The organism is Micromonospora sp. B9E7, from assembly GCF_039871815.1.
Lineage (GTDB): Bacteria > Actinomycetota > Actinomycetes > Mycobacteriales > Micromonosporaceae > Micromonospora.
The window spans coordinates 53,334-71,432 of record NZ_JBDPLX010000022.1; the positions used below are offsets into that span (position 1 = coordinate 53,334).

The window sequence follows — 18,099 nt, forward strand, 5'->3', positions numbered from 1 at the left end:
GCGCAGCCGGGCTCGCGCGTCTCAGGCCAGGCGGTCGGCCAGCGCGCGGCCGAGGTCCCGGCCGGAGCGCCAGGCGCTCTGCACCCGGGGCTTGCCGAACGCGTCGCCGGCCAGGCCGATCCCGTCGGCGTCGAGGTGGTGGGTGGCGCCGCCGGCGTGGCTGGTCGGCTTCGCGTACGTCCAGCGGTGCACGTGCACGTCGACGGCCGGCTCGGGCAACCCGAGCAGATCCCGGACGGCCTGCTCGATCGACGGGCCGGCCCCGGTGGGTCGGGCCAGGTGCCCGGCCGCGAACTCCGGCACGGTGTGCGCGACCAGCACCGGAGCGCCGTCACCGCGCCGGTCGCCGTCGTCGCAGACGAGGCTGAGCACCGGATGGTCGTTGACGAACGCGCCCCGGAAGTCCGGCCAGCGCCGGGTCGGAAAGCGCAGCACCGCGGCCAGCGACGGTGACCAGCGTTGCGCCTGCACGACCCGGGTGGCGTCGGCCAGGGCGGGGTCGAGCAGCAGGGCGGCCTGCGGGCCGGGCATGGCCAGGGCGACCGCCGCGCACGACTGCCCGTCGACGACCGGTCCGGGTTCCACGGTGAGCACCAGCCGGTCGACGGTCACCGGCACCGCGCCGGCCAGGTCCTCGACCAACGAGCGCAGCCCACGAGGGGCGGCGAAGCGCATCGGCCCGGGCACGTCCCGACGCCCGTCGCGGTCGTACGACTGGAAGGTGTCGGTCCACTCGCGGACCAGCCCGGCGGCGCGCCACTGCTCGACCACGGCGGTGAAGTCCGGGTCGTTGGCGGTGAAGTACGCGGCGCCGATGTCGGCGGGCCGCCCGCCGAAGCGTTTGCTGGCCATCCGGCCACCGCAGACGTGCCCCCGCTCCCGGACCTGGACCGGCACCCCCGCGCGAACCAGTTCCACCGCGCAGGCCACCCCGGCGATGCCCGCCCCGACCACCACCACACCCGACCGGTCCACCGTCATCCGATGATCGTAGGCGGCGGGGTCGGGGGCATGAACCACCGATGATCGGGGTACTGGCACACCTGTTCGAAGGAAGGGTGATGACGATGACGGACCGCGACAACCAGCAGGCCGACCAGAACGCCGCGATCAAGGACCCGGACGAGTGGGTCACCGGCGACGAGCCGCCCACGGCGGCGCAGGAGTCCTACCTGCACACGCTCGCCCGCGAGGCGAACGCGGAGATCCCGGCCGACCTGACCAAGGCCGAGGCCTCCAAGCAGATCGACGAACTCCAGGCGGAGACGGGCCGAGGTCAGTAGGAGCAAGGCCCGCAGCATCGGGCCGACCCGTCGATCATGGAGTTATGGTGGGTGACTAGATGTGATACACGCATTTTGTCACCCACCACAACTCCATGATCGACGGGCGAAGCACCATCGCGCGGTCAGTCGCGGGTGAGCCGGTGCAGGGTCACCCCGGTCAGGTGACCGGTCTGGATCGTGGCGCTGAGGTAGGTGGCGTGCGGTTGAGAGCGCCGGTCGGTGGGTGACCCGGGGTTGAGCAGGCGCAGCCCACCGGGCGCCTCGGTGTCCCAGGGAATGTGCGAGTGTCCGAAAACCAGCAGGTCGACGTCGGGGAAGAGGGCCGCACACCGCTTCTCGCGACCGGTCCGTGGGCCGGTCTCGTGCACCACGGCGACCCGCAGGCCGTCGAGGTCGACCCGGGCCACCTCCGGCAGCCGGGCACGCAGCGCCGGCCCGTCGTTGTTGCCGTACACCCCGACGAGTCGGCGCGAACGCGCGGTCATCGCGTCGAGCAGTGCCTCGTCCACCCAGTCGCCGGCGTGCACCACCACGTCCGCCGCCTCGATCGCGGCCCAGAGCGGGCCGGGTAGGTCCCGGGCCCGCATCGGTACGTGGGTGTCTGCCGTGAGCACCAACCGCATACCGGCATTCTCCCCCGTGCCCCCGCCGTCCGCTCCGGCCGCCGCCGGAGAGGCTGGGGCCACATCAGGAACGCGTCGGGGTGAAGTGCGACGGTGCCGTGCCGATGCTGCGCAGCTCCGCGTCCCGCTCGACGTCGGTGAGCACGCCTGCGGCGTTGATGAGGCCGATGTGCGAGAACGCCTGCGGGAAGTTGCCCAGATGCTCCCCGGTCAGCGGGTCGATCTGCTCGGCGAACAGGCCCAGGTCGTTGACCCGGCCTGCCAACGCACGGAACAGGTCGTGTGCGCGTTCCCGCTCACCGGCCAACGCCAGGCATCCCACCAGCCAGAACGAACAGATCACGAACGCCGCCGGATCACCGTCCCAGCGCCGCAACAGACCGTCGTGCGACAGCCGCTGCTCCACCGCGCGGACCGTGGAGCGCATCCGCGGGTCGTCCGCCCTCAGGAACCCCACCAGTGGCATGACCAGCACCGACGCGTCCAGGCCGTCGGAGTCGAAACTCCCGGTGTACGACTGGATACGCTCGTTCCACCCCCGCGTGAGCACCTCCGCGCGCACCTCGTCGCGGGCGGCCGCCCAGCGGGCGACGTCCTGCGGCTCGCCGAGCCGGTCACCGAAGCGGACCGCCCGGTCCAGGGCGACCCAGCACTGCACCTTCGACGACACGTGGTGATGCTCGACGCCGCGCTCCTCCCACATCCCCGCGTCCGGCAGCTTCCAGCCCCGCGCGGCCTGGTCGGCGAGCACCCGGAGCAGGTGGTAGACCTCCTGGTCGAACGGCTCCAGCTTCTCGCGCATCAGCCAGGCGGCGTCCATCGTCTCGCCGAAGATGTCGTTCTGCCGCTGCCGCCACGCGTCGTTTCCGATCATCACCGGAGGGCTGTCCCGGTAACCGCCGAGCTGGTCGAGGCGGTGCTCGGTGAGGTCCCGCTCCCCCAGCACCCCGTACATGATGGGCACCGGCTTGTCCTCGACCCGGCCCATCGCCCGACCCAACCAGGCGAACTGCCGCTGCACCTCGTCGAAGCAGGCCGACCGCCACAGCGCACGCAGGGTGTGGCTGAAGTCGCGTACCCAGACGTAGCGGTAGTCGTAGTTGCGGTCCCCGCCGAGCTTCTCCGGCAGCGACGTGGTCACCGACGCCACCACCGCGCCACTGGGCCGGTACGTCATGCCCTGCACCACCAGCGCGCTGCGCCGCACCTGCTCGGGGTAGAGCCCTCGGTACTCGTGCTCTCCGGTCCAGGAGCGCCACCCGGCGACGGTGTCGGCGATGGTCTGGTCGGCGTCCGGTACCTCGGGCAGCGGCGCGTCGTAGGTCGGGGCGTACCCGAGGGTGAAGTTGTGTTTCGTGCCGGCGCGGGCGACGAACGTCGCGGTGGCCTCGCCGTCGCCGGGGGTCATCCGCACGCTGCAACGCAGGGTGAGCCTCGCGGCACCGGCGATGGCCTCCAGCATGTCGTCCCGCTCGACCAGGTACGCGATGGTCCGGCCGTACTCGAAGCGCGGCCGGTAGTGCACCCGCATCGGCACCTCGCCGGACAGCCCCTCCACCGAGCGGACCAGCACCTGCGGCGAGTGCAGGCCGATGTCGTGACCACGGGCGCCGGGTTCGAAGGCGAGCGCGTCGGTGAGCGCGACCTCCCCCTGCGCGGTGCGGAAGACCGTCCGCAGTACCAGGCTGTCGTCGAGGTAGCAGCGCTCGACTGTGTAGTCGCCCTCCGGACGGATCGACCAGTGGCCGGCGTTGTCGTCGAGCAGCCGCCCGAACACCGACGGGGCGTCGAACCGGCCCGGGCACCACCAGTTCACCGAACCGGTGGAGTCCACCAGCGCCGCGCTGCGGCAGTCGGCGAGGAAGCCGTAGTCGCTGATCTGTCCGCTCTCCACCTGACGGGTTACCCGTGCCGGCCGCTCCCATTCCCCTCCTGTCCAACGGCGGAGACCGCGTTACCGGTCGGCGTGGAGGGGAACCCCGGAAGCTGACGAGGGAGGATGCTCATGACGTCAGCTTCGGGGCCGACCGCCGCATGGCGGCCCGGCACACAGGGTGGCGACCTGCTTCCATCCGGGCCGGCCGGCCGCCTGTCGACACCGGCCGGTGACGGCCACGGGCCGGAGGCCGGCTCGCCAACCGTGACGATCGGCTCGTACCCGGACTATCCGGCCGCACAGCGGGTCGTCGACTATCTGGCCGACAACCGTTTCCCGGTCGAGCACAGCGCCATCGTCGGCACCAACCTCACGCTGGTGGAGACGGTGCTCGGGCGGATGACCACCGGTCGCGCCGGCCTGCTCGGCGCCGGCACCGGTGCCTGGTTCGGGCTCTTCATCGGTCTGCTGTTCGGCATCTTCACCGTCGGCAACTGGCTGGCGGTGATCCTGGTCGGACTGGTCATCGGTGCGATCTGGGGCGCCGTGTTCGGCGCGGTGGCACACGCCATGACGGGCGGACAACGCGACTTCACCTCGGCCAGCTCACTGCGCGCCGGCCAGTACGCGGTGACCGTCGACGCGCAGCTCGCCGACCAGGCCCGCCAACTGTTGGCCCGGATGCAGGTGCCCGGCACGAACGCCCGCTGAGCCACGATCGGACGACCGGCCGTCCCGGCAGTACGCCGGGGCGGCCGTTCAGTCGTGGTACGCCAGCTCGCCGGCGCGGATGTCGACCTCGACCCGGTTCTCCGGCGGCGCCAGCGGGCAGGCCCAGCGGTCGTCGTAGGCGCAGCTCGGGTTGTAGAGATAGTTGCCGTCCAGCCGGACCCGGTCGCCGGGCAGCAGCTCGACGCCCCGGCCGAAGGTGCCCTTCACCGTGTCGGTGAGGTACCGCCCACCACCGTAGGTCTCCTGCCCGCAGGTGCCGTCGCGCAACGGCACGAACAGTCCACCCCCGTACGCCTCGATCCACCACAGGGTCAGCGGTCCCCACGGGGTCTCGGCCACCGCCACCCGCCGGTACGCGACCACCCCGTCCGGGCCGCCGGTGTCGATGCGCAGCTCGCCGCTGGCTGGACGCAGGGGCGCCTCCACCACTGCCGCCGGGTTGGGCGGGAAGTAGCGCACCCCGGTGAAGCCGGCGCGCTCCGCCGGCGGGATCGGGCTCTGCGGGTGGGTGGCGAAGAGTTCGTCGCGGCCGGCGCGGAAGCCGGCCAGGTCGACGTCGGACAGGTACAACCGGGCCACCCGCTCCCGCCAGTCGGCCAACTCCAGTTCGCTCAGCATGCGGGGGGCTCCTGATCGAATGACAGCTCTCCGGACCGGATGGGCTTGCCACACGCCCGGCAGCGCACCTCGGCGACGAAGACCTGGCCGCAGACCTCGTGGATGAAGTCGACAGTGGGCACGTCGTCCTCGCTGTAGGTGTCACCCCAGCGCTTGAGCACGAGGATGACCTGCCCGAGGTCCTTGCCCTTCTGGGTGAGTTCGTACCCTGCGGCCTTGCTGTTCTCGGTGGTACGGGCCTGAATGATGCCGGATTCGGCCAGTTTGCGCAGTCGAGCGGCGAGGACGTCCCTGGGCGCGCCGACGGCACGAAGGATCTCGGTGTACCGCGAGGCGCCGAATGCGAGCGCTCGCACGATGTGCAGCGACCACCTGTCGTTGACTGCGTCGAGCGCCACAGCGAGAGTGTCCCGCTCTGGTTTGGTTTTCAAACCGTCGGTGCTACGGTTCGTCTGGTTGGACATTCAAACCACACTACCCGAGGAGGCACGCATGACATCGCCACCTGAATCACGTACCGGCGCAGCAACTCTCGTCGACCAACGCCGAGCCTGGACGACACTCGTCATCACCGGACTGATCATCGGCACCGCCTTCATCGCGATCTATGTCGGACTGCAACGCAACCCCGAGCCGAGCCGACTGCCGATCGCCGTGGTCAGCGAGCAACTGTCGAACAACGCGCAGGCCGGCTTCGGCAACGCCGTGGCCGTCACCGAGGTCGCGAGCGTCGCGGACGGCCGGGCCATGGTGCGACACGGCGACGCCGTCGCCGTCCTCGGCGCGTCCTCCCCCACCACGCTGACACTCGACTACGCCGGCGCGAGCGGGTTCAGCGAGAGCGGCGCCGCGCGTCAGCTCGCGGCCGGTCTCGCCCAGAAGGCTGGGGCAACCGTCCAGGAGAACGACATCGTGCCGCTGGCGACCTATGACAGCCGAGGGCTGTCCGCCTTCTACGTGGTGTTCGGCGTCACCCTCTCGTCGTTCGTCCTCGCGCAGGGGCTCACCGCCGCCACCGCGAAGGTGCGACTGCGCCACCGCCTCTACGCGATGGGCGGATTCGCCGTCGCAATCGGTGTGATCGCAGCGACCGTCGCGGGTCCGGTCTACGGCTCACTGACGGCCCCGTTCCCGCTGCTCGCACTCTCGCTCATCCTGCTCTCCGCCGCGAGCGCCTTCACCACGAAGGCTCTGGGGGCCTGGCTCGGCCCGGCGGGCATCGCACTGGCCGTCCTCACCCTCACGACCATCGGCAATGCGACGAGCGGAGCCACGATCGGGGTCGACCTGCTACCGCAATGGGCGCAGGCGATCTCGGGAAAGCTCCCACCGGGCGCGGCCGTACGAGCGGTCAACAACTTCGGCTACTTCTCCGGCGCACACACCGTGGCGCCCCTCGTCATCCTCACGACCTGGTTCCTGGCGGGCCTCGGATTCGTCCTGCTGCGGCAGCGGACCGTCCGACGCCGCCCGCTCACCGCCGAGGCGGGACGATGACCGCCCGGGTCAGTCCGCATCTCACGTTCGCCGGTAACGCTCGACAGGCGATGCGGTTCTACCAGTCGGTCTTCGGGGGCGAACTGGACATCACCACGTTCGGCGATCCCCATGGGCCGACGGACGCGGCGCAGGACGAGCTGATCGCGCACGCCACGCTCCGAGGGACGGGCACCGCATGCCCGCTCGGCCGTCAGCGCGACGGCCAGTTGCTCAGGACGGCGTCGAGGGCGTCCAGCGTGCGGGTCCACGAGTCGTCGGTCGTACGGGGGGTGTGCCGGAAGCCGCCGGTCTTCTCCAGGCTCACGAACCCGTGGAACGTGCTGTGCATCATCCGCACCGCGTCGGTCTGGTCGGGCTCGGCGAGGCGGTAGCCGCGCAGGATGGCCCGGGTCATCTCCGCGTGCCGGACGCCAGCGCTCGCCATGGCGGTCTCCGGGTCGAGGTCGATCTGCATAGCGGCGTAGCGGCCCGGGTGTTGCCTCGCGTAGTCCCGGTACGCGTTGGCGAAGGCCACCAGCGCGTCCTTGCCGGCGCGGCCGGCGAGCGCGGCGGCGACCCGGTCCGCCAGTTCCGCCAGGGCCAGCAGGGCGATCCGGACACGCAGGTCCCGAGCGTTCTTGAGGTGGAAGTACAGGCTCGCGTCCTTGACCCCGAAGTGGCGCGCGAGCGCGGCGACTGTCACGTTCTCCACGCCCACCTCGTCGGCCAGCTCGGCCGCAGCCAGCGTCAGGCGGTCGACGGTCACCCCGGCACGTGCCATGCAGCACACTCCCAACCTAGCCGTAATAATCGTTTGCCTAGGAGGGCTAGGCTACTACCTATGTTGGCCCTGACCGAATCCGTCATCCGCGCGTCCTTCGTCAATTGCAGCCGGGGCGAGGCGAAGCGGCTGGCCGTACCCAATGATCTTGAGATGCGCCCCTGGGACGACCTCGACTTTCTCGGCTGGCGGGATCCCTCCGCGCCACAGCGGGCCTACCTGGTCGCCGAGACCGACGGCAGGCTTGCCGGGGTGGTGCTGCGGGCCGCGACGCACCAGACCGGGCGCGTGCGGCACAGCATGTGTTCGTTCTGCTTGACCACCCACCTGGGCGGAGGCGTCTCGTTGATGACCGCCCCCAAGGCCGGCCCGAGCGGGCGGCAGGGTGATTCCGTCGGCACGTACCTGTGCTCCGACCTGGCCTGCTCGCTCTACCTGCGGGGCAAGAAGCACGCCGGGCCCCCCGCGCCCGAGCCGCTGCCCCTGCCGGAGAGGATCGACCGCGTCAGGAGCGCCCTCGCGACGTTCCTCTCCAAGGTCACCGACTGACGGGTCGAGGCGAGCGGCGCGGCCGGGGGCCGAAGCGTGAACGGTTTCCCGGCCGCCTCCGGCTAGCGGTCGGTGGCCAGGCGGGCGTGCAGGTGCTCGTCGTAGCGGCGGCCGTCGCCGTAGCGGTACGACTCGCGCAGGGTTCCCTCGGCCGGGTATCCGGCGCGGTCGGCGACCCGACAGGACGCCGGGTTGGCCACCGCGTGACACAACTCCACCCGGTGCAGCCCGAGATCCGCGAACGCCCAGTCGGTGAGCCGGACGACGGCGCGTACCGCCACGTGACGTCCACGCGCGGCGGGCACCGTCCAGTAGCCGATGGAGGCGTCGCCGTCGTGGATGCGGTGCAGCGACACCGAGCCCAGCAGCTTGCCGTCGGCCGCCGACGTCACCGCCATCGAGGCGTGGCCGCCGCTGGACCAGTCGGCCCGGCGGCGAACCCACTGCAGGGCGACCTCGTCGTCGATCGGGCCGCCGCCCTGCGGGTTCCACTGGGCGATCGCCGGGTCCCGGAGGGCGTCGCGCACCGCCGGAGCGTCCTCGTCTCGCCAGGGACGGAGCAGCAGGTCGTCGGTGGTGAGTTGCACATGTTCCACGAGGCCGGAGTCTGACACATCGCGCACCGGCTGCGCCGCCGAATTAGCGCCCACTTCCTTCAAAGCTGCACGAACCACAGACTCTGCGCCGAGAAGGTGACCCAGGCAACGGGGAAGAGCACTAGTTAAATTTTGAACGAATGCTATCGTCATGGGCATGACCGAGAGCCTGGACAGCACCCGAGAGGCCGCCTGGCGGGCCTACATCGAGGCCAGCCAGCGTCTCTACACCCAGCTGGAAGAAGACCTGCGCGCCGAGAGCGATCTCAGCTTCGCCGACTACCACGTGCTGGTCCTGCTCTCCGAGGCACCGGGACAGCGACTGCGGATGGGCGAGCTGGCCAGCCGACTCATCTTCTCGCCGAGCCGACTGACGTACCAGATCTCCTCGATGCAGCGCCGCGGCATGGTCAGCAAGGAGCCCTGCCCGGACGACCGACGCGGCAGCGAGGCGGTCCTCACCGCCGCCGGGCTGCTCGCACTACGGGAAGCCGCACCGCACCACCTGGCGTCGGTGCGCACCCACCTGATGGACGACCTCGACGATGCCGAGGTCGCCTGCCTCACCCGGGTCTTCGGCCGGATCGGTGACCGCCTGCGGGCGTCCCGGGCCGGTTCGACCACCCATGCCACGAGCTAGGAGCCTTCGATGCCCGCGATCACCGTCGACAACGTTCTCGTCCTCCCCCGTCTGCCCCGGCTGGAGGAGTCCACCACCTTCCGTCCGGTCCGCACGGTGACCACCGCTCCCACCGGCTTCGAGGGCGAGGGCTTCCCGGTCCGTCGGGCCTTCGCCGGGGTGTCGACCGCCGACCTGGACCCGTTCATCCACCTCGACCAGATGGGCGAGGTCGACTATGCGCCGGGCGAGCCGAAGGGCACGCCGTGGCATCCGCACCGTGGCTTCGAAACCGTCACCTACATCATCGACGGCGTCTTCGACCACCAGGACTCGCACGGTGGTGGCGGCACCATCACCGACGGCGACACGCAGTGGATGACGGCGGGTAGCGGTCTGCTGCACATCGAGGCGCCGCCGGAGCACCTGGTGATGAGCGGCGGGCTCTTCCACGGCACCCAGCTCTGGGTCAACCTGCCCCGCTCGGCCAAGATGAACCCGCCCCGCTACCAGGACATCCGAGGCGGGGAGTCGGCACTGCTCACCACGCCTGACGGCGGCGCGCTGATCCGGGTCATCGCCGGTGAGATCGCCGGGCACCGCGGCCCCGGTTCGACCTTCACCCCGATCACCATCACGCACGTCACCGTGCAGCCGGGGGCGCAGGTCGACCTGCCCTGGCAGCCCGAGTTCAACGCCCTGGTGTACGTGCTCGGCGGGCGCGGCACGGTCGGCACCGACCGGCGGCCGGTGCGTACCGGCCAGCTCGCGGTGCACGGTCCGGGTGACGCGCTGCGATTCAGCGCCGACGTCGCACAGGACAGCAACACCCCGGCGCTCGACCTCTACATCATGGGAGGTCAGCCGATCCGGGAGCCGGTGGCACAGTACGGCCCGTTCGTGATGAACACCCGGGACGAGCTGATCCAGGCCTTCGAGGACTTCCAGGCCGGCCGTCTCGGCGTGATCCCCAGCGAGCGGCTGCCGCACACCGGCGGTCAGGGCACCCGCCCCTGACCACAGGTCAGGACTGAGATCGGCGCCGACGCCTCCGCATCAGCCGCGAGGCGTCGGCGCCGATCTCAGGAGACCGCGAAGATCCCGGCGACACCCAGAATCACCATCAGCAACACCGCTACCAGCGCACCCCGTTCGCTCTCCACCGCCGGCTCGCGGTCCTCGGTCACGGGATTCGTCGTGTCGCGGGGCATGGTGTGGCCTCCTCGGCTGTCGTCGCGTCGCTTTCGATGGCGTTGACCAGGTCACTGGTCCGTCGGCCTGGCGTGCGGACCCGGGTCGGGCGTCCTACGGTGAGGACGTTGCCGACCTCCAGGGGGCTGGACGGTGCCGTTGCAGGACTGGTTTCTCACTGCGGAGGAACGCGCCAACCCGGTGTCTGGGTTACCCACCTGGACCACGGGAAACCTCGCCGAGCCGTTGATTCACGGTGCCGCGTACTTCGACCGGCTGGTCGACGAGGTGCAGGCGCTCGACCCCGGTGACCACCTGTTCTTCACCGACTGGCGGGGTGACCCGGACCAGCGGCTGCGCCCGGACGGCCCGACCGTGGCCCAGCTCTTCGCCCAGGCCGCCCAGCGGGGTGTGGTGGTCAAGGGGCTGATCTGGCGCTCGCACCTCGATGCGCTGGCCTACAGCGAGGCGGAGAACCGCGACCTCAGCGAGACGATCTCGGCTGCCGGTGGCGAGGTGCTGCTCGACCAGCGGGTCCGGCGCGGCGGGTCGCACCACCAGAAACTCGTGGTGTTGCGGCACCTGGGCGCACCGGACCGCGACATCGCGTTCGCCGGCGGGATCGACCTGTGCCACAGCCGCCGCGACGACGCCGATCATCATGGTGACCCGCAGCCGGTGCAGATGTCTCCCCGCTACGGGTCCAACCCGCCCTGGCACGACGTGCAGCTCGCGCTACGCGGTCCGGTGGTGGGCGCGTTGGACACCCTGTTCCGGGAACGCTGGACCGACCCGATGCCGCTGGACTCGGAGAACCCGATGGCCTACCTGCGGGATCGGCTGCGCGGCGCGGACCTGCGCCCGGACCCACTGCCCGAGCAACCGGCCGATCCACCGCCCTGCGGTCCGCACCAGATCCAGGTGTTACGCACCTACCCCGCCGTCCGACCCCGCTACTCGTTCGCGCCCGACGGCGAGCGGACCGTGGCCCGGGGTTACACCAAGGCGGTACGCCGCGCCCGCCGCCTCATCTACCTGGAGGACCAGTATCTCTGGTCCGCCGAGGTCGCGGATCTGTTCGCACACGCGCTGCGGGACAACCCGGAGCTTCACCTGATCGCCGTGGTGCCGCGGCACCCGGACGTGGACGGCAGGCTGGCGCTGCCGCCGAACATGGTCGGGCGGGAGCAGGCGCTGTCGCTGTGCGAGCGCGCCGCACCGGACCGGGTGCACGTGTTCGACGTGGAGAACCGCGCCGGTAACCCGGTCTACGTGCACGCCAAGGTGTGCGTCGTCGACGACGTGTGGGCCAGCGTGGGCAGCGACAACTTCAACCGCCGGTCCTGGACCCACGACAGTGAGTTGTCCTGCGCGGTGCTCGACGACACCCGCGACCAGCGACAGCCCACCGATCCGGCAGGCCAGGGAGACGGCGCTCGGGTCTTCGCCCGGGACGTGCGGCTACGGCTCTGGCGCGAGCACCTGGACCGTGACCCGGACGGCGCGGACGACGCCGACCTGCTCGACCCGACGGACGCCGTGGCGGCTGTCACCGCCGCCGCCGACGCGCTCCAGCAGTGGTACGACGACGGCCAGGTCGGCGAACGGCCGCCCGGACGGCTGCGCCCGCACCGCCCCGAGCGGCTGCCGTGGTTCACCCGGGCCTGGGCGTTGCCCGTGTACCGGCTGGTCTACGACCCGGACGGCAGGCCGCTGCGAGCGAGGCTGGCCGGCACCTGGTGAACCGGTCGGGCCGGCTCCGGCGCGGCGACCGGGTGGACGGTCAACCCGCCGGGGTAGGCGAACGAGGAGCGCGGCGAGTAGTAGCCGAAGCCGATGGTCAGCGGGTTGGCCGGGCGGAGCGCGTACATCGGGTGCCCCGGCTGGAGGAACTCCACCGACTCGATCTCGAACGGGGAGACCGGCTCGGCGACGAACGGGTAGGCCGAGCTGAGGAGCTGGCCGTCACGACGGGTGAAGTAGCGGTGGTGCCCGCTGCTGATCACGTGACCGGTCTCGCCCACCCGGCAGCGTGCCCGGATCAACGGCGCGCCATCGATCTCCGTCTCGGAGTGCAGGTCCTCGCCGCTCACCTCGATCCTGGTCCGGCCGGCGAGCACCGGGGCGCCACGCGCGGCAGCGTACTCACGGACCCGCCGGCTGGAGGCCACGTAGTAGCTCCACCAGCCACCGGGGTTGAGGCCGCCGGGAGCGTCGACGCCCACAAGTGAGACGCCGAGGTAGGTCAGCGAGTACGCGCCGAAGCCGGAGGTCTGTGTCTCGTCATCCACGACGTACTGGTTGAGGAACACCTGACGGTCGGGGCGGGGGCACAGCCCCGGCGGAACCAGTGCGGCGACCGCGTCCGGGTCCGCCGGCAGCCAACTGAAGAAGAGCGTTCGACTGTTCACGACGAGCTGGGGAGCGGCTGGATCGAGCACGGTGCCTCCGAACCGGGTGTGTACACGCGACGCTACGGCCGGTCCCACCAGCGGGACAACGACGGATAGACGACACTCCTGCCCGGATGTCGGATTTCATGTTGACCGGTTGGCGCGGGACAGGGGCCGCTCGGCCCAGGCCGGAGGGGACGACCGGGTCCGCGCGACGTGACCGTGAAACGGGTAAGGATCCTCACAGGCAGCCCGACTTGCGCCCGATCCGCTCCTTTCATCACTCGACACACCTTAAGTACATCAGCCTTTCGGCTAGATTTCCGCGAGACGATCAGGTTAAGGTGAGTCCCGAACGGCCCATAGGACGCTAAACCAAAGAGCCACACCTTTTTTGTCCGCGAGGTGCAGGGAGGACCACCCATGACCGCGCCAACGATCACCGAGCAGCCGAGCACCGCCGTGAAGGCAACCACCAAGCTCGACCCGCGCGCTCTCACCGACAGCGCCGCCGACCTGCTCAACGCCATGGCCGCACTGCCCGCCAACCACCCGTCGCGCGCCGCCCTCCGGGACCGCGCGATCGAGGCCTGGCTGCCGCTGGCCAACCACCTGGCCCACCGCTACAGCGGGCGCGGCGAGCCGACCGACGACCTGGCCCAGACCGCCGCGGTCGGCCTGATCAAGGCGATCGACAAGTTCGACCCCTCCCGCGGTGTCGACTTCGCCGGCTACGCGATCCCCACCATCATCGGCGAGCTCAAGCGGCACTTCCGGGACCGCACCTGGGACATCCGCGTCCCGCGCCGGCTCCAGGAGCTGCGGCTCGCCATCTCCGACGCCAACAGCTCGCTCCTGCAGACCCTCGGCCGCTCGCCGACGGTCGCCGACATCGCCGCCCACCTCAAGCTCACCGAGGAAGAGGTCCTGGAGGGCCTGGAGGGCGCCCGCGCGTACAACGCGGTGTCGCTGTCCACCCCGACCGGCGACGGCGAGCGGGCCACCGAGCTGGGCGACATGCTCGGCGGCGAGGACAACGAGTTCGAGCTGGCCGAGCTGCGGGTCGCCCTCGGCCCGGCGCTGGCCACCCTCGACGAGCGCGAGCAGAAGATCCTCACGCTGCGCTTCTACGGCAACCTGACCCAGTCGCAGATCGCCGACCAGATCGGTGTCTCGCAGATGCACGTCTCCCGGCTGCTGACCCGGGCGCTGACCAAGCTGCGCGGCCAGCTGGACGGCACGTACTGAGCAGTCGACGAAGCAGAGGGCCGGGTCCGTGGACCCGGCCCTCTGCTCGTGTCCGCACTGTCACGCTCACGTGACAGTGGGTGCGTGCGGTCAGGTTCCCGCCGGCTCCCGCCACATCGGCCAGAACGGCGTGCCGTCGGGCACCCGGAACGGCTCCCCGGCCAGATAACCGTGCTTCGCGTACAGGTCCCGGCTGCGCGGGCTGCTCGCCTCCAGGTACGCGGGCATCGCGTTGGCGTCCAGCCAGGCGTGGTGGTGCCGCATCAACGCGCTGCCCAACCCCTGCCCCTGCCGGTCCGGCCGGGTCGCCAGGAAGGCCAGGTGGTGGTGGTCCGGGTGCGGGTGGTTCGCCGCGAACAACTCGTCGAGGTGCTGGAACCGGTCGGTCCACTCACCGCAGGCGGCGGCCAGTCGGGTGTCGTAGTCCACCGGCGGCGGCGCGGGCTCGCCGACCGATGGGAACCAGACCGCGACCGACGCCCGGTCCTCGGTGGCGTGCACCATGCCGTACCGCATGGCATGGCCGACCAGGATCTCGAAGTCTCCGGCCAGCACGGCCTCCCGCTTGCTCGCGTCGGGCACCAGCCAGTACGTCACCTCCAACACGGTGAACGCCTCGGCGATCCGACCCGCCACGAGGGCGGTCTCCTCCGGCCCGAGTCGCTCGATGACCACGTTCATCGGGTCGCCTCCGCGGTGGCCTGCCCCGCCGGCTCGACGACGGCGGCGCTGCTCGCCGCGCCCAGGCCGATCCGGGCGTACGTGTCCGGACGGTTGCCGCGCAGCACCAGCGCCCAGCCGATGCCCAACAGGGCGGCCACCGGGTACACGGCGGGCAACGCCCAGCGCAGGGTGGAGTCCGGCGCGACGCCGAGCAGGTTGGCGAAGTTCGACACCGCCAACCAGATGATCACGAAGAGCGCGACGGTGGCCAGGCCGGGGGCGACGACCCGCCGCCAGACGTTCTCACCACCGCCGGAGCGGGCGAAGTAGGCGATCACGGCCACCGAGGTGGTGGCGATCAGCAGCAGTACGCCGAACCCACCGGTCGTGCCGCCCCAGAAGAACAGCTGGACCACCGGGTCCCAGCCGTTGACCGCGTACACCAGGATGACCACCAGGCCGAGGACGCTCTGCGCCACCGAGGCCGCCCGGGGAGCCCCGGAACGGGCCGAGGTCTGCCCGAACACCGCGGGCAGCACCCGCTCCCGGCCGAGCGCGAAGGTGTAGCGGGCCGTGGTGTTGTGGAACGAGATCATCGCAGCGAGCACCGAGGTCAGGAAGAGCACCTGCCCGATGGTGACCACGGTGTCGCCGAGGTGCGCGGCAGCCAGGTTGAAGATCAGGCCGACGCTCTGCTCGCCGGCTTCGGCGACGATCCGGTCCGGCCCCACGGCTACCGTCATGGTCCAGGACGACAGCGCGTACAGTCCTGCGATGATCGCCACCGACAGGTACGTCGCGAGCGGCACCGTCCGCTTGGGGTCCTTGCTCTCCTCGCTGAAGACCACTGCGGACTCGAAGCCGACGAAGCCCAGGATGGCCAGCACCAGCACCGCGCCGACCCCCGGCACGAAGAGGTTGTCCGGCGCGAAGCTGGCGAAGCTGACCTGGTCACCGGCCGGGTTGCCGATCTGCCCCAGGTCGAAGACGAGGATCACCACGATCTCGGCGACCAGCAGTGCGGCCAGGACCAGGCCGTTGATGTCCACCCGGAGCAGGCCGAGCAGGCCGACCAACGCCCACGCCACCAGGGCCACGACGGCCCAGTGCGGGTGCCCACCGAAGATCCGGTCGAGCACCGGCTCGGCCGCCACGCCGATGGTGCCGTACAGCCCGACCTGTAGCGCGTTGTACGCGATCAACGCGACCCAGGCTGCGCCCACGCCCGCCGGCCGGCCGAGACCACGGGAGATGTAGGCGTAGAAGGCGCCGGCGTTCTCCACCCGGCGCGACATCGCCACGTAGCCCACCGAGAACAGGGCGAGCACGGCGGCGACCAGCAGGAAGGCCAGCGGGATGCCGGTCACCCCGATGACGCCGTAGCCGGTGGTGACGACACCGGCCACCACGGTCAACGGCGCGGCGGCGGAGAGCACGAAGAAGATCACCGAGGGGATGCCGAGGCGGCCTCGGGCCAGGGCGTCGGAGACGTTGCTGGGTCGGTCGACTGTCGATGTCGGGGGCATACGACTACTCCGGTCGTCGAGGGGTAGGGGGTTACCGGGAAATCAGGGGATGCCACGCAGCACGGCGGCGCCGACGGCGGCCTCGGTGTGCCCGACGAGTTCCTTCAGCGGCGCCGGCAGTGCGGGGATGAGGACGTTCAGCCGGTGGTGGGCGCGCGGGCCGGCGCTCCACAGCACCTCGCGGGTCAATCCCGCGGCCACCACGAGGCCGAGCAGCAGCGCGTCCGGCACGTTCGGCGGGTCGGGCCGGTCCAGCAGTGCCCGTAGCCGGGTTGCCGGCCAGGCCACCGCGTTGAGATCGATCGGCAGGTAGGTGACCGAGGTGCGCAGCAGCCGGCGACTCTCCTGCCGACGCAGCACGCCGGCGCGGGCCAGCCGCTCCCCCACCGAGGTCGTCGCGCTCTGCGCCAGGAAGCTGAGCCAGGTACGCAGCGCCCGGTGCTGGGACTCGCCGATCAACTGGTCGAGCACGGTGTGCGCCAGCGCGTCCGCCGGCGGGCGACGGTCGATGACGGTGACCTGCCCGGCCGACACGGTGATGTGTCCATAGAGGATCAGCTCGCCGAGCAGCCCGGCGGCCAGCCCGAGCCCGGTCGCCGCCGGGTGCAGCTTGGCTTTGCCGCGACTGTCGTTGTGTGCGATCAGGAAGAACTCGTCGGCGATGAGCAACGGTCCTCCCGCACAGGTGTGTCCACAGTGATCGCGACCGGGAAAGGATGCACCGAGAGCTATTGCAACGCAACTCCCAGATTTGAAAGTTGCACTCCGTGCAGGCACGACCTGCGGATCTTGTTCTGTCAGACTCGGACAGTGACCGCCACCCCCACCAGCCGACCCGCCGCCAGCCCGACCGTCCGCCGCAGACGCATCGCCCGGGAGCTTCGCCAGCTCCGGGAACGCGCGGGCATGACCCTCGACGTGGCCGCCCGCCAGCTCGACATGTCCAAGAGCAACCTCTCCCGGATCGAGACCGCGCAGATCGGCATCAAACCGCGCGACGTCCGAGCCGCCCTCGCGCTGTACGAGGTGACCGGTTCGGACGCGGAGGCCCTGATCGAGATCGCCCGAGGAGCACAGCAACGCGGCTGGTGGCAGAACTACAGCGACGTGCTGCCCGAGTGGTTCGAGTTCTACGTGGGGCTGGAGGCCGAGGCGGCGGCGTTGCGCACGTACGAGGCCGAGTCGGTTCCAGGGCTGCTGCAGACCGAGGCGTACGCCCGGGAGATCTTCCGGCGCACCGCCGGCGAGGACGGCCTGGAGCGCAAGGTCGCGGCCCGGTTGCACCGGCAGGAGGTGCTGCGCCGCGAGAACCCGGTCCAGCTCTCGGTGGTGCTCAACGAGGCGGTGCTGCTGCGCCCGGTCGGCGGTACGGCGGTGATGGCCGAACAGTTGGCACACATGAGCCGGATCGCACAGTTACCCAACGTGATAATTCAGGTACTTCCCTTCGCGGCCGGCGGCCATCCGGCGATGAGCACCCCGTACGTGATCCTCAACTTCGCCGACGCCGCCGACGCGTCCGTGGTTTACCTGGATAACCTCACGATGGGGCTGGCTCTGGAGGAGGCCGACCAGGTGCTCGGGTATAGCCTTCTGCACGAGGAGCTGTGCCGGATGGCGCTCGATCCGACGGCGTCCTTGACCCGTCTTGAGCATGCTTCTCGTAACTTTGCGTGACTGCTTCGGCGGCACGCCGACGCAGACGAGAGGTACCCGGATGACGGCGCACGACCTGACCCGAGCGGCTTGGCGCACCAGCACGCGCAGCAGTGGCAACGGCAACTGCGTGGAGGTCGCGACAGCCGACGGTCAGGTCGCCGTACGCGACAGCAAGGACCGTTCCGGCCCGGTGCTCGCCTTCGACCCGACCGCCTGGCGGGCCTTCGTGTCCGGCGTGGGCGAGGTCCGTCGCCACTGAG

22 protein-coding genes are annotated in these 18,099 nt (G+C 70.7%); 10 read left to right on the forward strand and 12 right to left on the reverse strand.

Annotated elements, in window-relative coordinates:
• Window positions 1-21: 21 nt before the first annotated feature.
• The gene (locus tag ABGB10_RS27265) at window positions 22-981 is read right to left on the reverse strand and encodes an FAD-dependent oxidoreductase (protein ID WP_347663844.1); all 960 of its coding nucleotides are present in this window, start codon (window positions 979-981) and stop codon (window positions 22-24) included.
• Between the two features lie 86 nt (window positions 982-1,067).
• Between ABGB10_RS27265 and ABGB10_RS27270 the strand changes: the two genes are divergently transcribed.
• Window positions 1,068-1,283 carry a DUF3072 domain-containing protein gene (locus ABGB10_RS27270; RefSeq protein WP_145784032.1) on the forward strand — a complete coding sequence of 72 codons (216 nt, stop codon included), beginning with the start codon at window positions 1,068-1,070 and terminating at the stop codon, window positions 1,281-1,283.
• 125 nt (window positions 1,284-1,408) lie between these two features.
• Here the strand turns inward: ABGB10_RS27270 and ABGB10_RS27275 are convergent, their stop codons facing one another.
• Together ABGB10_RS27275 and ABGB10_RS27280 are read right to left on the reverse strand one after the other, a co-directional pair.
• Window positions 1,409-1,909, reverse strand: coding sequence for a metallophosphoesterase (locus ABGB10_RS27275; protein ID WP_347663845.1), 501 nt, complete (start codon window positions 1,907-1,909; stop codon window positions 1,409-1,411).
• Between the two features lie 64 nt (window positions 1,910-1,973).
• Entirely contained in the window at window positions 1,974-3,803 is a 1,830-nt protein-coding gene (locus tag ABGB10_RS27280; protein ID WP_347663846.1) for a glycoside hydrolase family 15 protein, read from the reverse strand.
• A gap of 111 nt (window positions 3,804-3,914) precedes the next feature.
• On the opposite strand from ABGB10_RS27280, the gene ABGB10_RS27285 reads away from it, so the two are divergent.
• Window positions 3,915-4,496 (forward strand): general stress protein, encoded by a 582-nt coding sequence (locus tag ABGB10_RS27285; protein WP_347663847.1) that lies wholly within the window; start codon window positions 3,915-3,917, stop codon window positions 4,494-4,496.
• A 48-nt stretch (window positions 4,497-4,544) separates the two neighbouring features.
• On the opposite strand, the gene ABGB10_RS27290 is transcribed toward ABGB10_RS27285, so the two are convergent.
• Together ABGB10_RS27290 and ABGB10_RS27295 are read right to left on the reverse strand one after the other, a co-directional pair.
• Window positions 4,545-5,132 carry a DUF1684 domain-containing protein gene (locus ABGB10_RS27290; protein WP_347663909.1) on the reverse strand — a complete coding sequence of 196 codons (588 nt, stop codon included), beginning with the start codon at window positions 5,130-5,132 and terminating at the stop codon, window positions 4,545-4,547.
• Window positions 5,129-5,533, reverse strand: coding sequence for a helix-turn-helix domain-containing protein (locus ABGB10_RS27295; protein WP_347663848.1), 405 nt, complete (start codon window positions 5,531-5,533; stop codon window positions 5,129-5,131). Before ABGB10_RS27295 ends, ABGB10_RS27290 begins: the two co-directional genes overlap by 4 nt.
• A 94-nt stretch (window positions 5,534-5,627) precedes the next feature.
• On the opposite strand from ABGB10_RS27295, the gene ABGB10_RS27300 reads away from it, so the two are divergent.
• On the forward strand, window positions 5,628-6,632 hold the full coding sequence (locus tag ABGB10_RS27300) for a hypothetical protein (RefSeq protein WP_347663849.1): 1,005 nt from the start codon (window positions 5,628-5,630) through the stop codon (window positions 6,630-6,632).
• 193 nt (window positions 6,633-6,825) lie between these two features.
• Here ABGB10_RS27300 and ABGB10_RS27305 read toward each other — a convergent pair whose 3' ends face one another.
• Entirely contained in the window at window positions 6,826-7,395 is a 570-nt protein-coding gene (locus tag ABGB10_RS27305; RefSeq protein ID WP_347663850.1) for a WHG domain-containing protein, read from the reverse strand.
• Window positions 7,396-7,455: 60 nt separating this feature from the next.
• Here ABGB10_RS27305 and ABGB10_RS27310 point away from each other — a divergent pair, with 60 nt between their 5' ends.
• Window positions 7,456-7,944 (forward strand): FBP domain-containing protein, encoded by a 489-nt coding sequence (locus ABGB10_RS27310; RefSeq protein ID WP_347663851.1) that lies wholly within the window; start codon window positions 7,456-7,458, stop codon window positions 7,942-7,944.
• A 62-nt stretch (window positions 7,945-8,006) separates the two neighbouring features.
• Here the strand turns inward: ABGB10_RS27310 and ABGB10_RS27315 are convergent, their stop codons facing one another.
• Entirely contained in the window at window positions 8,007-8,540 is a 534-nt protein-coding gene (locus tag ABGB10_RS27315; RefSeq protein WP_347663852.1) for a GNAT family protein, read from the reverse strand.
• Window positions 8,541-8,697: 157 nt separating this feature from the next.
• On the opposite strand from ABGB10_RS27315, the gene ABGB10_RS27320 reads away from it, so the two are divergent.
• Window positions 8,698-9,180, forward strand: a complete 483-nt coding sequence (locus tag ABGB10_RS27320) for a MarR family transcriptional regulator (protein WP_347663853.1) — start codon at window positions 8,698-8,700, stop codon at window positions 9,178-9,180.
• Between the two features lie 9 nt (window positions 9,181-9,189).
• The gene (locus ABGB10_RS27325; protein WP_347663854.1) at window positions 9,190-10,176 is read left to right on the forward strand and encodes a pirin family protein; all 987 of its coding nucleotides are present in this window, start codon (window positions 9,190-9,192) and stop codon (window positions 10,174-10,176) included.
• Between the two features lie 65 nt (window positions 10,177-10,241).
• On the opposite strand, the gene ABGB10_RS27330 is transcribed toward ABGB10_RS27325, so the two are convergent.
• Complete coding sequence (locus ABGB10_RS27330; RefSeq protein ID WP_269458274.1) at window positions 10,242-10,370, reverse strand: hypothetical protein; 129 nt, start codon at window positions 10,368-10,370, stop codon at window positions 10,242-10,244.
• Between the two features lie 133 nt (window positions 10,371-10,503).
• On the opposite strand from ABGB10_RS27330, the gene ABGB10_RS27335 reads away from it, so the two are divergent.
• Entirely contained in the window at window positions 10,504-12,093 is a 1,590-nt protein-coding gene (locus ABGB10_RS27335) for a phospholipase D-like domain-containing protein (RefSeq protein ID WP_347663855.1), read from the forward strand.
• On the opposite strand, the gene ABGB10_RS27340 is transcribed toward ABGB10_RS27335, so the two are convergent.
• A complete protein-coding gene (locus ABGB10_RS27340) occupies window positions 12,042-12,791 on the reverse strand; it encodes a hypothetical protein (protein WP_347663856.1) in 750 nt (249 codons plus the stop codon). The genes ABGB10_RS27335 and ABGB10_RS27340 overlap by 52 nt on opposite strands.
• A 375-nt stretch (window positions 12,792-13,166) precedes the next feature.
• On the opposite strand from ABGB10_RS27340, the gene ABGB10_RS27345 reads away from it, so the two are divergent.
• On the forward strand, window positions 13,167-13,991 hold the full coding sequence (locus ABGB10_RS27345) for a SigB/SigF/SigG family RNA polymerase sigma factor (RefSeq protein WP_282261050.1): 825 nt from the start codon (window positions 13,167-13,169) through the stop codon (window positions 13,989-13,991).
• Window positions 13,992-14,081: 90 nt separating this feature from the next.
• On the opposite strand, the gene ABGB10_RS27350 is transcribed toward ABGB10_RS27345, so the two are convergent.
• From ABGB10_RS27350 to ABGB10_RS27360, 3 genes are read right to left on the reverse strand one after another with little or no spacing between them, the layout of a single operon-like run.
• Window positions 14,082-14,672 carry a GNAT family N-acetyltransferase gene (locus ABGB10_RS27350; protein ID WP_347663857.1) on the reverse strand — a complete coding sequence of 197 codons (591 nt, stop codon included), beginning with the start codon at window positions 14,670-14,672 and terminating at the stop codon, window positions 14,082-14,084.
• Window positions 14,669-16,180 (reverse strand): APC family permease, encoded by a 1,512-nt coding sequence (locus ABGB10_RS27355; RefSeq protein WP_347663858.1) that lies wholly within the window; start codon window positions 16,178-16,180, stop codon window positions 14,669-14,671. The genes ABGB10_RS27350 and ABGB10_RS27355 overlap by 4 nt, the downstream gene beginning before the upstream one ends.
• Window positions 16,181-16,222: 42 nt before the next feature.
• Window positions 16,223-16,849 (reverse strand): GPP34 family phosphoprotein, encoded by a 627-nt coding sequence (locus ABGB10_RS27360; RefSeq protein WP_347663859.1) that lies wholly within the window; start codon window positions 16,847-16,849, stop codon window positions 16,223-16,225.
• Between the two features lie 141 nt (window positions 16,850-16,990).
• Between ABGB10_RS27360 and ABGB10_RS27365 the strand changes: the two genes are divergently transcribed.
• Together ABGB10_RS27365 and ABGB10_RS27370 are read left to right on the forward strand one after the other, a co-directional pair.
• Window positions 16,991-17,857: a helix-turn-helix transcriptional regulator gene (locus tag ABGB10_RS27365; protein WP_347663860.1), complete on the forward strand. Its 867-nt coding sequence runs from the start codon at window positions 16,991-16,993 to the stop codon at window positions 17,855-17,857.
• Window positions 17,858-17,897: 40 nt separating this feature from the next.
• A complete protein-coding gene (locus tag ABGB10_RS27370; RefSeq protein WP_347663861.1) occupies window positions 17,898-18,098 on the forward strand; it encodes a DUF397 domain-containing protein in 201 nt (66 codons plus the stop codon).
• Window position 18,099 lies beyond the last annotated feature (1 nt).

Excerpts from the sequence above, each read along its gene's own strand:
- ABGB10_RS27265 (WP_347663844.1), bottom strand. The coding sequence starts at position 981 with ATGACGGTGGACCGGTCGGGTGTGGTGGTGGTCGGGGCGGGCATCGCC.
- ABGB10_RS27270 (WP_145784032.1), top strand. The coding sequence starts at position 1,068 with ATGACGGACCGCGACAACCAGCAGGCCGACCAGAACGCCGCGATCAAG.
- ABGB10_RS27275 (WP_347663845.1), bottom strand. The coding sequence starts at position 1,909 with ATGCGGTTGGTGCTCACGGCAGACACCCACGTACCGATGCGGGCCCGG.
- ABGB10_RS27285 (WP_347663847.1), top strand. The coding sequence starts at position 3,915 with ATGACGTCAGCTTCGGGGCCGACCGCCGCATGGCGGCCCGGCACACAG.
- ABGB10_RS27300 (WP_347663849.1), top strand. The coding sequence starts at position 5,628 with ATGACATCGCCACCTGAATCACGTACCGGCGCAGCAACTCTCGTCGAC.
- ABGB10_RS27305 (WP_347663850.1), bottom strand. The coding sequence starts at position 7,395 with ATGGCACGTGCCGGGGTGACCGTCGACCGCCTGACGCTGGCTGCGGCC.
- ABGB10_RS27310 (WP_347663851.1), top strand. The coding sequence starts at position 7,456 with ATGTTGGCCCTGACCGAATCCGTCATCCGCGCGTCCTTCGTCAATTGC.
- ABGB10_RS27320 (WP_347663853.1), top strand. The coding sequence starts at position 8,698 with ATGACCGAGAGCCTGGACAGCACCCGAGAGGCCGCCTGGCGGGCCTAC.
- ABGB10_RS27325 (WP_347663854.1), top strand. The coding sequence starts at position 9,190 with ATGCCCGCGATCACCGTCGACAACGTTCTCGTCCTCCCCCGTCTGCCC.
- ABGB10_RS27330 (WP_269458274.1), bottom strand. The coding sequence starts at position 10,370 with ATGCCCCGCGACACGACGAATCCCGTGACCGAGGACCGCGAGCCGGCG.
- ABGB10_RS27345 (WP_282261050.1), top strand. The coding sequence starts at position 13,167 with ATGACCGCGCCAACGATCACCGAGCAGCCGAGCACCGCCGTGAAGGCA.
- ABGB10_RS27350 (WP_347663857.1), bottom strand. The coding sequence starts at position 14,672 with ATGAACGTGGTCATCGAGCGACTCGGGCCGGAGGAGACCGCCCTCGTG.
- ABGB10_RS27355 (WP_347663858.1), bottom strand. The coding sequence starts at position 16,180 with ATGCCCCCGACATCGACAGTCGACCGACCCAGCAACGTCTCCGACGCC.
- ABGB10_RS27370 (WP_347663861.1), top strand. The coding sequence starts at position 17,898 with ATGACGGCGCACGACCTGACCCGAGCGGCTTGGCGCACCAGCACGCGC.